This is a genomic window from Listeria monocytogenes (genome assembly GCF_900187225.1).
GTDB classification, from domain to species: domain Bacteria; phylum Bacillota; class Bacilli; order Lactobacillales; family Listeriaceae; genus Listeria; species Listeria monocytogenes.
Map to the genome: position 1 here is coordinate 1,620,657 of NZ_LT906436.1, position 14,353 is coordinate 1,635,009.

Below are 14,353 nucleotides of genomic sequence, written 5' to 3' on the forward strand. Positions count from 1 at the left end.
GCAGTTAATTTTTTCAATTATAACCCTTACTTCGCTAATTTGTAAAGCGCTTCTGCGTAAATTGCTGTAGCTTTTAACAAATCATCAAAATAGCTGAATTCGTCTTTTTGGTGCATCGTGTCTTCACGGCCTGGGAATAGCGCTCCGAACGCTACGCCAGTCTCCATATGACGTGCATAAGTTCCGCCACCTATTGCTAGTAAAGTAGCCTCTTCACCTGTTTGTTTTGTATATACTTCTTGTAAAACTTGAATAAGTGGGTGATCTTTTGGTACGAAAAGTGGTTTGGAATCTTCATAATGTGTATATTGCGCATTATACTCATATACGACTGTTTGCATTTTATTTTTAAGTTTGTCCATGCTAGCAGTAACTGGATAACGGAAATTAAGTCCATATTTGCCACCTTCTGCAACATCATAACGGATAACGCCAACGTTCATTGTTAGTTCGCCGCTTTCTGCATCTTCATAGCTAATGCCTAGTTTAACAGCACGAGAATCACCAAACAGATAGTCACGACCAAATGTTACGAAATCATTCGCTGCTCCAGTCAGCTTGAATTTACCAAGGAAAGCGACTAAATGTAGACCAGCGTTCACACCGTTATTTGGTTCCATTGCATGGGCAGATTTGCCGACAATATTAATTTTAACGGACTTGCCATTTTCTTCTAGTGTTCCTTCTACTGGATGATTTGCTAGGAAGGTTTTGAAGGCACTCGCTACTTTATCAAAGTCTTTTACATCTTCTAAAATAGCTGTTGCGTGATCTGGAACCATGTTGTAGCGTTCGCCTGATTCTACGCTAAGTAAACGGAATGCTGCTTCCCCGCCTGCTTCACCGTCTTTAAATGATACATCTAGTTCTGAGATACCTTTTTCCGCGTGAATGATTGGAAATTCTGCATCAGGAACAAAACCAAGCGTTGGTTGCTCTTCTGTTTCAAAATAACGCTCCACACAACTCATACCGCTTTCCTCATCAGAACCAATAATAATTCTAACTCGGCGAGAAAGTGGTAATCCTAGTTCTTTAATAATTTTTAGTGCATAGTAACCAGCGATTGTTGGGCCTTTATCGTCCGCAACTCCACGAGCATATAATTTACCGTCGCGTAAAGTTGGTTCGAATGGTCCGTTTGTCCAGCCGTCACCAACTGGCACTACATCCACATGCCCTAAAACGCCAACTAGCTCCTCGCCTTGGCCGTATTCAAGGTGTCCCGCTACGTTTCCAACTTCTTTCGCTGTGAAGCCGTCTTTTTTACCAAGCTCCATCATATAATCGAGTGCGCGTTTTACGTCCGGTCCAAACGGCGCATCTTCTGTTTTTTTACTATCATCGCGAACACTTGGAATGCGAAGAAGCCCTTTTAAATCTTCTAGGAAATCATCTTTGCGTGCTTCCACTTCTTTTTGCCAATTAATTTCTGTCATAATTGTTATTCCCTCCTTCAAACTTATCTTCTCTATTGTAAACTGTTTTTACGTAGCTTGGAAGCCGGAACTCCCTATTTTCTCATAAAACCTTTAATTGCTTCAAAATCCCAACGTTCCATACGCGAAGAAAAAACGATATCCATGACGTTTAAGCTTTCTTTTTCTAGTGGTAAAAAGCGATACTCTTCGTGTTCATCGGATAATTCGATTTCGCCACCTTCTGGCATTTCCACTAAATAAATAACGCCGGTAATTTGGAAGTCCTCATGGAAAAATTCCCACGTATCATATAAAATAAATGGCTGTACTTGTAATTTGGTTTCTTCATAAACTTCTCTAAAAAGAGCTTCCCCGTGTGTTTCACCGTAATTCATGCGGCCACCAGGAAGTTCAAAAACTTCTCCTTCTACCCCTTTTTTCTTTAGTGCTAAAAATTTTCCGTCTTTTACGATAACTGCTTTCACTGCAGGATATATAGGTTTCATTTTACAAAAGCCTCCTTATCATTTAAGATAAACATGATTTATCTGTTCTTTATTTTACCCGGTTGAGTAGATAAAAGCCAGTGTCATAAGGAGGTTTTACAAAATTGAAAAAAATAACACCAAAAGCAATGTGCGCATGGATTCCAAAACGTGAAGACGAAACACATAAGGGTGACTATGGGCGCGTTCTGATTGTCGCTGGAAATAAACAATTTGGCGGTGCTGCTATTATGGCCGCAGAAGCTTGTGTCAAAAGTGGGGCTGGTTTAACAACCGTTGCTTCCGATAGCGTCAACCGTCCTGCTCTCCAAACAAGAATACCTGAATGTATGTTTATTGATTACGAAAACATCACAAGTCTAAGTGAACAAATCAGCCAATTTGATACAATATTAATCGGCCCTGGACTTGGACTTGATGCCTATGCGGAAGAAATTTTTCGTTTAGTTTTACAAAAATCAACCGAACATCAGCAAGTAATTATTGATGGTGACGGCATTACTATCTATGCTAAAGGAGAAAATCCTCACCCTGCCGCAAAACTAACCTTTACGCCCCATGCAGGAGAATGGGAACGACTTAAAGTACTAGCACCAGATGCTGTTACGCCAACTGATGTAGCCCTTGCTATTGACGCAACAATCGTACTTAAAGGTCATCGTACGAAAGTGTATTCCGGCGAGTCTGCTTGGCAAAATATGTATGGCACCCCAGCCATGGCCACTGGCGGTATGGGAGATACGCTTGCAGGCACGATTTGCGGATTAATGGCGCAAACAGAAAAGCCGATTACTGGCACACTAGCTGCGGTCTTTCTTCACAGCTATATCGGCGAAATTTTAGCAAAAAAACGTTATGTAGTACTTCCAACCGAAATCGCCGAAGAATTACCAACTTACTTGAAAATTTTTAGCGAAACTGACGAACATGCCTAATAAAAAAATCCTCCCTTTTTGAAAGAGAGGATTTTTTTCTATGCTTTTTTAAATTTATTAGCCCATAATGCTAATTTTTCATTCCAAATGAAGTAACATCCGATTCCGCTGAAAAGCGCTGCGTTACCAATTAAGAACCCTGCAACCACATCACTTGGAAAATGAACCCCTAAGTAAACACGCGAATACATGACGAAGATAACAATACCAAGAGCTAGAATACCAATTGTAAATCGAAGCCATCTGCGGCTCACGTATAGAATTAACAAGAAAGCAAGCATGCCATAAAATACCGTAGAACCGGTCGAATGTCCACTTGGAAAACTAAAACCACCTTGTTCGATTAATTTATAGGTAGGTCTTGGACGTTGAACGATATTTTTAATAATTGAAGGAATGAGTGCTCCACCAATTAAAACGATGCTGCCAAACCAAATCGCTGTATCTACTTTTCGCATAAATACAAATACAATGATAATGATTGCCGTTAAAATACAAATGGTAGCTACTCCACCAATATCCGTTAGATAAGAAATCACGGTTGTTTTAGTATCCGTTATACCTACACGGATAACACTATTCCAATAATGGTCAAAACGTTGAATCCACTTTGCCCCAGTCATAACGCCCGTCATAAAGAAAATAAATCCAAGGAGGCCGATACCGCTAATAATAAATGGTGTTTTTTTCATACAATCCTCCTAGCGAATTCTTAATTTTTCACGTAATCTCGTTCCACGTGGTCCAAATAATTTATCGGATAAGTGGAGTTTAAATGCCATGTAACCGTAGAAAATCGCACCTACTCCACCGCAAACGATGGTAATTATTAATGCAGGGATTTTCCGGTCCGTTGTTACAAAATTAGACATCATGATATAAAGCGCAATAACTACAAGTCCCATTATAGCTGTCATTACAAAGAAAAGTACCGTTCGCCTCAAAATAACTTTGAACGAAAAACGAACATATTTCTTAATAATAAGAAGCATGAAAATACACGATACAGCATAGCCAATCCCAGTTGCAATAATGGATCCTTTTGCTTCAAATAACATAATGAGTGGCATTTGAAGAACTGATTTAGCTAGTAAACCTAGTAATAAGCCAAGTACCGTAAATCGTTGTTCGTCAATCCCTTGAAGGACTGCAGCTGATACGCTAAATAACGAGAACAAAATAGCAATTGGCGCAAAAAGTTGCAGTAACTCTGTACCATTATCACTAGGTGAGAAAAACACCGTAAATAGCGGTCTTGCTAACATCGCAATCCCAAAACAAGCTGGAATTGTTAAAAATAATAAAATTTGAAAAACATCATTGAGTTGACGTTTTACTTGTGCGTATTCTTTTCTAACATAAGCCCCCGTCACAAGTGGGACAAGCGCCATCGAAAACGCAATCGCGAGTGTACCAGGAATCATAATCAATTTCTGTACATCAAAGTTAATAATTGCCACATACGAATTCACTAGTTCCGGAGTAATACCAATATATTCTAATACCCGCCCTAATGTAAACTGGTCAATCAATTGGTAAAGCGACGTTGCTGATCCAACAATAATAAATGGAATCGCCGAAAGAATAATATCTTTATAAAGCGTCGGGATTGAAATTTTCACAGTCCCTCTGTCTTCCAAAAGCATTCGATCAAGACCAGGTTTCCGTTTGTAAAAATACCAAAGTAGTAAAAGCAGACTTGCAAAAGCGCCGACAAAAGCAGAGAAAGTAGCGATACTAATAGCTGTTACTACATTTCCATCAAGTACATACATGACAATAAATGTTCCAGCAAGTAAGAACATAATTCGTACAACTTGTTCTAAAACTTGTGATACAGCAGAAGGCCCCATCGAATTATATCCTTGGAAAAAGCCTCGAAGTAAACTCATGACTGGAATAATTAGTAAGGCAAAACTAACGGCACGAATAACTTGAATCCCATCTGCTAAACTATAACCACCCTCCAGTTGTTGCATGCGAGCAAGCGTTGGGGCAAGTCCATACATTGCTAAGAAACAGACAATACCGGAGAAAATCATTAAATATACACCGGTTTTAAATAAACGTCTACCTACAGCATACTCTTCCATCGCATTATATTTTGCTATATATTTAGCAACAGCTAGCGGAATCCCGGCAGTCGCAATGCTTAAGAATAATTGATACGGCACATAACCGAAATTATATAGTAGCGCTGGTTCATCTCCTCCAATAATCGCATAAAACGGAATCACATACAATATTCCGAGCACTTTAGAGATTAATGTCCCTAGCGTCAGAATAAATGTTCCTCTGAGCAGTTTTGAACCCATCGTCTAACTTCCTTTACATTAAATTATATATCCTTGTTTACTTTACCATTAACTCTTTTAAAAAAAAAGAACAAACCCAAATAAATATCGGCTTGTTCTTTACAAAAAGTTTAAATCAAATGAAGTTTTTTACGAATTTTATACATTCGGTCCCCTAAAATATAGTTTAACAGTCCTGCTTTTGCAGCTAAAAACGCATAAATATAGGCACCAAATCCAGCTGAAACAAAAACAATGACTAGTGCTGATAATCTTGCATGCGGATTTAAAAATAAAATCAGCCCATGATATATCAACCAAACACTAAGAAGCATCACCGCGCTAATTCCTAAAATAAGGATAAGTCGTCTAAATAAATATTTAAAGGAGTACTTCGCATATTTTTTAATAATAAAAATGGTGAATACTACGGAAACAATATATCCAAGTCCCGTAGCTAATGCCCCACCTTTTGCCCCAAAAAGTAAAATTAATGGCATTTGCAAAACCGATTTTGTCAGTAAACCGAGTAGCAAACTGAGAACCGTATATCGTTGCTCATCAATTCCTTGCAAAATAGCTGCTGTTACACTAAATAACGAAAAGAATATGGCAAATGGTGCAAAAAACTGTAGTAACATCGAACCATCTGTATTATAACCATAAAAAATTGTATAAAGCGGATCAGCTAAAAGGGCAATTCCTAAACAAGCTGGCACCACCAAAAATAGTAACACTTGGAAAACGGCTGTCAAATGATGATGAACTTCACGGATTTGTCCTTTATGGAAAGATGCCGCCACTAAAGGCACAAGAGTCATCGAAAACGCCAAAGCTAAAGTTCCCGGTATCATAATAATTTTTTGAACGGAAAAGTTGAAAATAGAAAGCAAATCTTCCGCTGTTTTCCCGTCCATACCATCGTAGGTTAAAATTCGTGCAAACGTAAATAAATCAATTTGTTGATAAAGTGACATCGCCATTCCAACAATAATAAATGGCACCGCAGATATTGAAATTTCTTTTAATAGATGAAAAGTCGAAACGCGCAACTTATTGTCACTGCCATCAATCATTTTTTGAATGCCCGGCTTCCGTTTCCGGTAATACCAAATGAGACAAATTAAGCTGAAAAATGCGCCTACAAAAGCCGCGAATGTAGCTAAACTCATTGCTGTTACAAGGCTTCCACCAATTAAATGAAGAACAATATACGTACTAGCTAGTAAAAATACAATTCTCGCTATTTGTTCAATTACTTGCGATACGGCAGAAGGTCCCATCGAATGAAACCCCTGAAAATAACCTCGTAGCAAGCTCATTACTGGAATAATCAGTAACGCAAAACTCACCGCACGAATAACGGTTGTAATATCTTCAATACTCGTCCCACCACTAACCTCTTGCATTCCGGCGAGTATCGGAGCAAAAATATACATAATTAAAAAACTAGCAATTCCTGTAAATATCATTAAATAGGTACTTGATCTATACAATCTTTGACTTAAAGCATATTCATTTAACGAATTATACTTCGAAATATATTTGGCAACTGCTAATGGCACTCCAGCTGTCGCAATATTTAAGAAAATTTGGTAAGGAACATACCCATATTGATAGAGAATGGTTGCTTGTTCCCCGCCGGCAATCCAGTAAAATGGAATGACATATAATATTCCTAAAATCTTTGACAACAATGTTCCTGCAGTAAGTACAGCCGTCCCTCGCATTAATTTTGAACTCATAATTTCTGTTACCTCAATTGATTTTTTCTTTTAAGTCTGTCTGTTTGATAGGGTTATGTAAAAATCATTCTTACATTACTACTTTTATCGCATTCTTCTAAGATTTAAAATACAAGTAACACTCAACGCAAGTAGTACTGCTGGTAAAACAAGCGAAACAAAGTTCACACCACTATTAATCATTGACAAAATAACACCAAGAATAGTAAATGCAGCGTATAAATAATAAACAAGTGGCGTAATTATAATGCCTTTTCTAAGTTTGTTAAAAGAAAGAAATAACATAATCGTAAATGCAATACAAATAACTGCCATAATCGTTGTCGTCATAATCGTGTTTTGAACGACCGCAGTGGCATGCGCATTAGCAAGTACTTCTTTTCTTTGTTGTAACGCAAAAAGACCTACAATAGAGACTGCACTTAATACTGCTTGAATAGTCGATACAATCGCTATTCCAAGTGTGACATTCTTCGTGTTATTGAGCATTCTAGCATGCTCTGGTTTAACTTCAACGGACATCCTTACAACTCCTCTTTAACATTCTATACACCAGACTTTACCATATTTAAAGAGAAATTGTAAGTAGTAATTAGTTTTTGATTCGAACTTCAGCAGCCTTTTGTAAAAACGCTCCTAGCTCTGCCGTTTTTTCTTCATGCAACATTTGCACGACTTTACTACCGATTATCACACCATCACATACGTGCGCAAATTTTTCTACATGTTCAATAGAAGAAACACCAAAACCTGCGAGAACTGGAACAGGGCTAATGCTTTTCAAATAAGCTAAATGGCTATCAATATGGGCATCAAATTCACTCCTCACACCAGTAGTTCCGTTAACTGTTACTGCATATATAAATCCTTCTGCCTGTTTCGCAATTTCTTCAAGGCGCTCTTTCGGGCTAGTCAATGAAACGAGTGGAATGAGTGCGATATCTGTCCCCTGAAGTTCTGGTGTAATCAGTTTTTGGTGCTCATAAGGTAAATCCGGAATAATAAGCCCTTTCACCGGCGTTTTCTGCACCAATTCAACAAATTTTGGAATACCTAAATGAAAAATCGGATTAATATAACTCATAATAATTAGCGGAATTTGCACTTTACTCATAGCCAATTTATTTAAAATGGCTTCTAAACTCACTTGCTCCTTTAAAGCACGTAACCCAGCAAGTTGAATAATTGGTCCGTCAGCAACCGGATCAGAAAAAGGAATGCCAATTTCAATCGCGCTTACGCCAGATTTTTCTAGAAACAATAACTGTTCTTCTAAATTATCTAAACCACCATCTCCACCCATAATATAAGTAACGACAGCAGCATGCTCTTTTTCCGCTAGTTTATTCGTTAATGTTTTAGTCATTTGTTTGTCCCTCCAAACGTTCTTTTAGTTGGTTAACGTCTTTGTCTCCGCGACCAGATAAACAAACAACCATACTTTCTTCTGGACGCATTTTACTTGCAAGTTTAACCGCATAGCTAATTGCGTGAGAACTTTCGAGCGCTGGAATAATTCCTTCCGTACGACATAAAAGTTGAAAGGCTTCGACTGCTTCATCATCAGTAACAGAATGATACGCTGCGCGACCTAAATCACGGAAAAAGCTATGCTCTGGACCAATACCCGGATAATCTAAGCCAGCAGAAATCGAAAATGCTTCCAAAATTTGCCCATTCTCATCTTGTAATACATCCATCATCGCTCCGTGTAAAATCCCAATTTCTCCTTTGGAAATGGTTGCTGCGTGGAATTCTGTCTCTAAACCGTGACCAGCTGCTTCCACACCGTGCATTTGAACAGAAGCATCGTCTACAAATGGATAAAATAAGCCCATCGCATTACTCCCGCCTCCAACACAAGCTACAATTGCATCAGGAAGCTTACCTTCTTTTTCCAAGTGTTGTTTGCGTGCTTCTATTCCTATTACACTTTGGTAATCACGAACGATTTCTGGAAATGGGTGTGGTCCAAGAACAGATCCCATAATGTAATGCGTATCTTCCACATTTGCAACCCAGAACCTAAGCGCTTCATTTACTGCATCTTTTAATGTTCTGCTTCCTGCTTTCACGCTCACTACTTTTGCACCAAGAAGTTCCATTCTAAATACATTGAGTGATTGACGTTTTACATCTTCTTCTCCCATAAAAATAGTACATTTCATATTAAAAAGCGCTGCAACAGTTGCTGTTGCCACGCCGTGTTGACCCGCACCAGTTTCTGCCACTACTTTTTGTTTGCCCATTTGACGTGCGAGTAAGGCTTGACCAATAGTATTGTTGATTTTATGTGCGCCAGTATGATTTAAATCTTCGCGTTTTAAATAAATTTTTGCTCCGCCCGCATGTGCTGTTAGTTGTTCGGCAAAATAAAGTGGTGTTTCTCGGCCCACATATTCTTTTAAATAATAGTTTAATTCTTTTTGAAAAGCAGGATCTGTTTTGGAAGCTTGGTACGCCTCATCTAATTCTTTCACTGCTTTCATTAATGTTTCTGGTACAAATCTACCGCCAAATTTTCCGTAAAAGCCATTTTCGTCAGGTGCTTGATAAGTCATTATTATTCCACTCCTTTTGCTGTTTTAATGAAGCATTTAATTTTCTGCGGATCTTTTTCCCCGTTTGTTTCTACGCCAGAGGAAATATCTACTGCATATGGTTCAAAGCGTTTAATGGCTTCTTGTACATTCTGAGCATTTAATCCGCCAGCTATAATTAATTTATTTTTCGTAAGTAAGTCTCTATCTATTTTATCCCAATCAAAAGTTTTTCCACTGCCACCTTCATATTCTTCTGCTGGTGCATCAAGCAAGATGTATGCATTTGGATAGTCATTTATATTGTCTGGGAGTTTTCCATCTTTCACAGGAAAGGCTTTAATTACTTCCGCATCCGTTCGATTTGCTTGTTCAGCTGGTTCTTGTCCGTGAAGTTGAACAATGTCTAATGGCACACCTTTGATTGCTGCCGTTAACTCTTCTTCGGTAGGATTAACGAATACTCCGACCTTTTTGACGCCAGCAGGAATATTTTTGGCTAATTCATGTGCCTCATCCACCGTGACTTGGCGCTTACTTTTCGCAAAAACAAAACCAATCATATCTGCGCCATTTTCAACTGCTGCCGCTACATCTACTGCTTTTTTCAATCCACAAATTTTTACAATCATCGTGTCACCTTCAAACTCTTCGCTGCCACTTCTGGAGTCGCTTCTCGCATTAACGCTTCTCCAACAAGTACCGCATCATATTTTTGACTCACGCGAGCCACATCTTCTGCTGTTCGAAAACCTGATTCGCTTATAAAACAAGCATCCGACGAAAAATCACTCGCCAGTCTTTCGCTTACTGCAATATCCACTTCAAATGTGTGCAAATTCCGATTGTTTACACCAATGAGTTGAGCTCCGATTTTTTGAGCAACAGCTAATTCTTCCTGGTCATGTACTTCCACTAACACTTCCAAATCAAGCGCCAGAGCTTGTTCAAACAGGGTGATTAGCTTCTCTTCTGTAAGTGCCGAAATAATTAACAACACAACCGTCGCTCCCGCATTTCGAGCGCGAATCAATTGTTTTTCACTAATAATGAAATCTTTACAGAGTACAGGAATTCCCACATTTTTCGCTACTTCTCGCAAATCTTCAATCGAGCCTTTGAAAAAAACAGGATCTGTCAAAACAGAAATCATTCCCGCACCCGCGGCTTGATAAGACTTGGCTTGCAGAACTGGATTCACGCCCATATTGATTTCCCCTTTAGAAGGAGAGGCGCGTTTTACTTCTGCAATAAGTTGCATCGTGTTTGTATTTGCTTTTAAAAATTCATAAAACGAATAAGTTTTCCGTTTTTCTGCTACTTGTTCTAAGGGCATTTTTGCAACTTCTACTTCTTTTTGCGCTAAAATTTCTTCTAAAAATGTCATTTTGCTAGCACCTCTTTTTGATAAGTAATTAAATCTGCCAATTTTTGTTTGGCTAGGCCACTACTAATTAAGTCCTTTGCTAAATCCACGCCTTCTTGCACCGTTTCCACTTTGCCATTTGCGAATAAACCAAAACCGGCATTTAAAAGCACCGTATCTAAGTAAGCTCCAGGTTCTCCTTCAAGCACACTACGCAAAATTGCTGCATTTTCTTTAGCATCTCCTCCCGTAATTGCTTCGAGTGGATAACTAGTTAAACCAACATCTTCTGGACGGAGTGTATATAAGTGAACTTCGCCGTTTTCATATAACGCATAGTGATTTTCTCCAGCTAGAGAAGCTTCGTCCATAAAACCAGCGCCATTTAAAACGACTGCGCGTTTTCGCCCGAGTTGTCCGAGTACTTCTGCTGTTTGCTCTAACAAATCACGGCGATAAATTCCCATCAATTGCGTTTCTAGGTGAACCGGATTCGTGAGTGGCCCAATCAAATTAAAAATTGTTGGCGTTCCGAGCTCTTTTCGGACATCCATAACGTACTTCATATTCGGGTGAACATGTGGCGCAAACAAAAAGGCAATCCCGACTTTTTCGAGTAAATAAGTCATATCTTCTGGGCGCAAATTAATATCGATCCCTAATTCCTGACAAACATCCGCACTACCAGAACGACTAGAAATGCTTCTATTCCCGTGTTTCGCAACCGGAATCCCCGCTGCTGCAAGAACAAAAGCTGACGTTGTACTAATATTAAAACTATTGGATTTATCTCCGCCTGTCCCACAATTATCCATCGCCGTACCAGCTGGAAAAGCCACTTGAATGGCTACTTGCTGCATCGCCTGCGCGATTCCCGCCATTTCTTCTGCCGTTTCCCCTTTCACTTTGAGCGCCATTAAAAAAGCAGCCATTTTGGTTTTCGAAAGTCGTCCTTCAAAGATTTCTGTTGCGATAATATTCATTTCTTCTTTGGATAAATTTTCTTGGTCATATACTTTTTGTAGTAAGATTTCCATTTTCTCGCGCCCCTTCCACTATATGAATAAAGTTTTCCATCATTTGTTTTCCGTCATTCGTACCAATTGATTCAGGATGAAATTGTAAACCATAAACCGGATAATCTTTTACTTTCATCGCCATCACTTCCGAATCGTCCGTCGCTATCGCTAACACTTCTAAAACATCCGGCAATGTGTTTTTATCTACTATTAAAGAATGATAACGCATCACAGGCATTTCTTCTGGCAAATTAGCGAAGATTGCTCCAGCGGTTTGACGCATAGTAGAAACTTTCCCATGTCGGATTTTGGCAGCTCGTTTTACTTCTCCGCCAAACACTTCACCAATTGCCTGATGACCTAAACAAATCCCAAGTAATGGCTTTTCTTTCGCAAACTTAGCCACCACTTCTTCTAAAAGACCAGCATCACTTGGTTTTCCAGGTCCCGGTGAAAGAACTATCCCATCAGCCAAAGCCGCTATTTTTATTAAATCAGCCGCATCATTCCGTTTCACTACCACTTCACTAAATTCTGCTAAATACTGCTCTAAATTAAATGTAAAAGAATCATAGTTATCAATTAATAGAATCATTCTCCCACCTCCAAAAGTGCCTTCGCTTTTTGTAATGTTTCTAAGTATTCGCTTTCTGGATCGGAATCATAGACAATTCCCGCACCGGCTTGAACATAAGCTTTTCCGTTATGAAGTACCATCGTTCTAATCGAAAGTGCGAAATCCGAATCACCATTTTTAGTTAAATAACCAACCGCACCAGCATATGGACCACGTTTTACATTTTCCCATTCATAGATTCGCTCCATGGCTCTTATTTTCGGTGCTCCACTAACAGTCCCGGCAGGTAGCGTCGAGCGGAGAGCATCGATTGCAGTAAGTCCAGTTTTTAAGGTTCCTTCTACTACTGAAACTAAATGCATTAAGAAACGGTATCTTTCAATAGTAAGGTAAACAGGAACATGAACTGATCCAGTTTCTGCAATTTTCCCAATATCATTTCGCCCTAAGTCAACCAACATCCGGTGCTCTGCCAATTCTTTTTCATCCGATAACAATTCCGAAGCAAGTAGTTCATCTTCTTGTTTCGTTGCCCCGCGCCGTCTAGTTCCTGCGATAGGATTTGTAATCACCGTCCGCCCTTTCGTTTTAATTAAACTTTCTGGAGAAGAGCCAATTAGCACCGTATCACCAAAATCAATGAAATATAGATACGGAGAAGGATTTAACAATCGTAATTTCCGATAGTAATCAAATGGCTTCACAGTAAAATCTGCTTCTAATCGTTGAGAGAGAACTATTTGAAAGAAGTCGCCCTCTTGGATATATGTTTTTGCTTTTTTCACTAGCCCCATATATTCATCTTTCGTATAGTTGCTCTTATATGACATTTTTGGAACATGAACAGCCTTATGCTCGTCTTTTTTCGGTGTAGTAAGTTCGGTAAGCATCGACTCAAGCGCCTTATCCAAGTCTGCTTCACTTCTGCCTGAGTAACAATTATCTTGCACTAAAATAAGTTCTTCCGCTTGATGGTCCATAATGACAAAACTTTCATATACATAAAAACGAATATCTGGTATATCCCTAGTTTCTACTGGAATTTCGCCTAAATCTTCATAAAGCGCAATAACGTCATATCCAACATAGCCAATTGCACCTGAATCAAGTGGCAATTCAAGTTCATCTTCTCTTGCTTTTTCAATAAATAATTCAATTTCTTTTAAGGGATCTGCTACAACTTGATGTGTTCCGTCTATATAATAATCATGTTGATATACTTTAATTTCATGTACAGGATTAATGGCAATGATCGAATAACGTCCAGCCTCCGCATCTTTCGCCGCACCTTCAAGTAAGCTTTTACCTGTACCAGAAAGTCTTTGAAACGCCAAAATTGCGGTTAATGTATCTGCATCCATTTTTTTCATTTTCCTCATCTAAATCATCCCTTCTTCTTCACTAAAATAAAAAAATCCTCTGAAAAAGCGCAGAATCATGCTTTCTCAGAGGACGAGTTATCGCGGTGCCACCTCATTTTAGGGATAAACCCTATCTCCGTGCTGCAATATTTGCAGCTGCTCTATAACGGGAGCACCCGTTCACCCCTACTAAATTTCAAGGTATCACGCACAAGGCCCATTCCTGAATCATCTATTTATTAGCTCCCACCAACCGCTAACTCTCTTTAAAAATCGATGAAAAAGTACTATTCTTGTTTGATGTTTTCATTTTATAAAATTAAAAAAGGGCCTCTCTCCAAGCCTAGCAAATATACTAGACAAGGACGAGAGACCCGTGGTACCACCTTGATTAACTGTAAAAACAGTTCACTTAATCCATCCAAATTTCGAATGGGCGCCTTGTGTAACGATAAGGCCTAATCGCTGTATCCTACTAAGAAAATCCTTTCAGATCAGAGCTCAGAAGTCCATTCACATCATGTCCGCTACTGACTTTCACCAAACGTCAGCTCTCTAAAAACTTTCATCATGCTACTTACTCTTCTTC

General features: G+C 39.0%; 14 protein-coding genes and 2 other annotated features (1 of these 16 running past the window's edge). Of the genes, 1 reads left to right on the plus strand and 13 read right to left on the minus strand.

Translation table 11 applies throughout. The features are described 5' to 3' along the window. Positions 1-26: 26 nt before the first annotated feature. Both pepV and CKV70_RS08240 read right to left on the minus strand, forming a co-directional pair. Positions 27-1,439, minus strand: a complete 1,413-nt coding sequence (gene pepV, locus CKV70_RS08235; protein ID WP_003732537.1) for a dipeptidase PepV — start codon at positions 1,437-1,439, stop codon at positions 27-29. A gap of 74 nt (positions 1,440-1,513) precedes the next feature. Further along, positions 1,514-1,927, minus strand: a complete 414-nt coding sequence (locus tag CKV70_RS08240; protein ID WP_003724165.1) for an NUDIX hydrolase — start codon at positions 1,925-1,927, stop codon at positions 1,514-1,516. Between the two features lie 104 nt (positions 1,928-2,031). On the opposite strand from CKV70_RS08240, the gene CKV70_RS08245 reads away from it, so the two are divergent. Continuing rightward, on the plus strand, positions 2,032-2,862 hold the full coding sequence (locus CKV70_RS08245) for an NAD(P)H-hydrate dehydratase (protein ID WP_003732536.1): 831 nt from the start codon (positions 2,032-2,034) through the stop codon (positions 2,860-2,862). Positions 2,863-2,900: 38 nt separating this feature from the next. On the opposite strand, the gene CKV70_RS08250 is transcribed toward CKV70_RS08245, so the two are convergent. From CKV70_RS08250 to trpE, 11 genes are all read right to left on the minus strand, one after another. After that, positions 2,901-3,554, minus strand: a complete 654-nt coding sequence (locus tag CKV70_RS08250) for a phosphatase PAP2 family protein (RefSeq protein WP_003732535.1) — start codon at positions 3,552-3,554, stop codon at positions 2,901-2,903. A gap of 9 nt (positions 3,555-3,563) precedes the next feature. Then, positions 3,564-5,177, minus strand: a complete 1,614-nt coding sequence (locus CKV70_RS08255) for a putative polysaccharide biosynthesis protein (protein WP_003732534.1) — start codon at positions 5,175-5,177, stop codon at positions 3,564-3,566. 110 nt (positions 5,178-5,287) lie between these two features. Next, positions 5,288-6,901, minus strand: a complete 1,614-nt coding sequence (locus CKV70_RS08260; protein WP_014600878.1) for a putative polysaccharide biosynthesis protein — start codon at positions 6,899-6,901, stop codon at positions 5,288-5,290. An 84-nt stretch (positions 6,902-6,985) separates the two neighbouring features. Further along, the gene (locus CKV70_RS08265; RefSeq protein ID WP_003723932.1) at positions 6,986-7,423 is read right to left on the minus strand and encodes a hypothetical protein; all 438 of its coding nucleotides are present in this window, start codon (positions 7,421-7,423) and stop codon (positions 6,986-6,988) included. A 70-nt stretch (positions 7,424-7,493) separates the two neighbouring features. Beyond that, positions 7,494-8,267 carry a tryptophan synthase subunit alpha gene (gene trpA / locus CKV70_RS08270; protein WP_003723933.1) on the minus strand — a complete coding sequence of 258 codons (774 nt, stop codon included), beginning with the start codon at positions 8,265-8,267 and terminating at the stop codon, positions 7,494-7,496. Continuing rightward, the gene (trpB, locus tag CKV70_RS08275; protein WP_003723934.1) at positions 8,260-9,462 is read right to left on the minus strand and encodes a tryptophan synthase subunit beta; all 1,203 of its coding nucleotides are present in this window, start codon (positions 9,460-9,462) and stop codon (positions 8,260-8,262) included. The genes trpA and trpB overlap by 8 nt, the downstream gene beginning before the upstream one ends. A gap of 2 nt (positions 9,463-9,464) precedes the next feature. Continuing rightward, on the minus strand, positions 9,465-10,073 hold the full coding sequence (locus CKV70_RS08280; protein ID WP_003723935.1) for a phosphoribosylanthranilate isomerase: 609 nt from the start codon (positions 10,071-10,073) through the stop codon (positions 9,465-9,467). Then, on the minus strand, positions 10,070-10,828 hold the full coding sequence (gene trpC, locus CKV70_RS08285) for an indole-3-glycerol phosphate synthase TrpC (protein WP_003723936.1): 759 nt from the start codon (positions 10,826-10,828) through the stop codon (positions 10,070-10,072). The genes CKV70_RS08280 and trpC overlap by 4 nt, the downstream gene beginning before the upstream one ends. Next, on the minus strand, positions 10,825-11,844 hold the full coding sequence (gene trpD / locus CKV70_RS08290; protein ID WP_003723937.1) for an anthranilate phosphoribosyltransferase: 1,020 nt from the start codon (positions 11,842-11,844) through the stop codon (positions 10,825-10,827). The genes trpC and trpD overlap by 4 nt, the downstream gene beginning before the upstream one ends. Further along, positions 11,816-12,421 (minus strand): anthranilate synthase component II, encoded by a 606-nt coding sequence (locus tag CKV70_RS08295; RefSeq protein ID WP_003733215.1) that lies wholly within the window; start codon positions 12,419-12,421, stop codon positions 11,816-11,818. The genes trpD and CKV70_RS08295 overlap by 29 nt, the downstream gene beginning before the upstream one ends. Next, positions 12,418-13,782, minus strand: coding sequence for an anthranilate synthase component I (gene trpE, locus CKV70_RS08300; RefSeq protein ID WP_003734037.1), 1,365 nt, complete (start codon positions 13,780-13,782; stop codon positions 12,418-12,420). The genes CKV70_RS08295 and trpE overlap by 4 nt, the downstream gene beginning before the upstream one ends. Positions 13,783-13,848: 66 nt before the next feature. Further along, positions 13,849-14,074: a binding site (T-box leader), on the minus strand. Between the two features lie 48 nt (positions 14,075-14,122). Continuing rightward, positions 14,123-14,353, minus strand: a binding site (T-box leader); it runs 11 nt beyond the window's last position.

Excerpts from the sequence above, each read along its gene's own strand:
- CKV70_RS08255 (WP_003732534.1), bottom strand. The coding sequence starts at position 5,177 with ATGGGTTCAAAACTGCTCAGAGGAACATTTATTCTGACGCTAGGGACA.
- CKV70_RS08240 (WP_003724165.1), bottom strand. The coding sequence starts at position 1,927 with ATGAAACCTATATATCCTGCAGTGAAAGCAGTTATCGTAAAAGACGGA.
- trpE (WP_003734037.1), bottom strand. The coding sequence starts at position 13,782 with ATGAGGAAAATGAAAAAAATGGATGCAGATACATTAACCGCAATTTTG.
- trpB (WP_003723934.1), bottom strand. The coding sequence starts at position 9,462 with ATGACTTATCAAGCACCTGACGAAAATGGCTTTTACGGAAAATTTGGC.
- CKV70_RS08295 (WP_003733215.1), bottom strand. The coding sequence starts at position 12,421 with ATGATTCTATTAATTGATAACTATGATTCTTTTACATTTAATTTAGAG.
- CKV70_RS08280 (WP_003723935.1), bottom strand. The coding sequence starts at position 10,073 with ATGATTGTAAAAATTTGTGGATTGAAAAAAGCAGTAGATGTAGCGGCA.
- trpA (WP_003723933.1), bottom strand. The coding sequence starts at position 8,267 with ATGACTAAAACATTAACGAATAAACTAGCGGAAAAAGAGCATGCTGCT.
- pepV (WP_003732537.1), bottom strand. The coding sequence starts at position 1,439 with ATGACAGAAATTAATTGGCAAAAAGAAGTGGAAGCACGCAAAGATGAT.
- trpD (WP_003723937.1), bottom strand. The coding sequence starts at position 11,844 with ATGGAAATCTTACTACAAAAAGTATATGACCAAGAAAATTTATCCAAA.
- CKV70_RS08265 (WP_003723932.1), bottom strand. The coding sequence starts at position 7,423 with ATGTCCGTTGAAGTTAAACCAGAGCATGCTAGAATGCTCAATAACACG.
- trpC (WP_003723936.1), bottom strand. The coding sequence starts at position 10,828 with ATGACATTTTTAGAAGAAATTTTAGCGCAAAAAGAAGTAGAAGTTGCA.
- CKV70_RS08250 (WP_003732535.1), bottom strand. The coding sequence starts at position 3,554 with ATGAAAAAAACACCATTTATTATTAGCGGTATCGGCCTCCTTGGATTT.
- CKV70_RS08260 (WP_014600878.1), bottom strand. The coding sequence starts at position 6,901 with ATGAGTTCAAAATTAATGCGAGGGACGGCTGTACTTACTGCAGGAACA.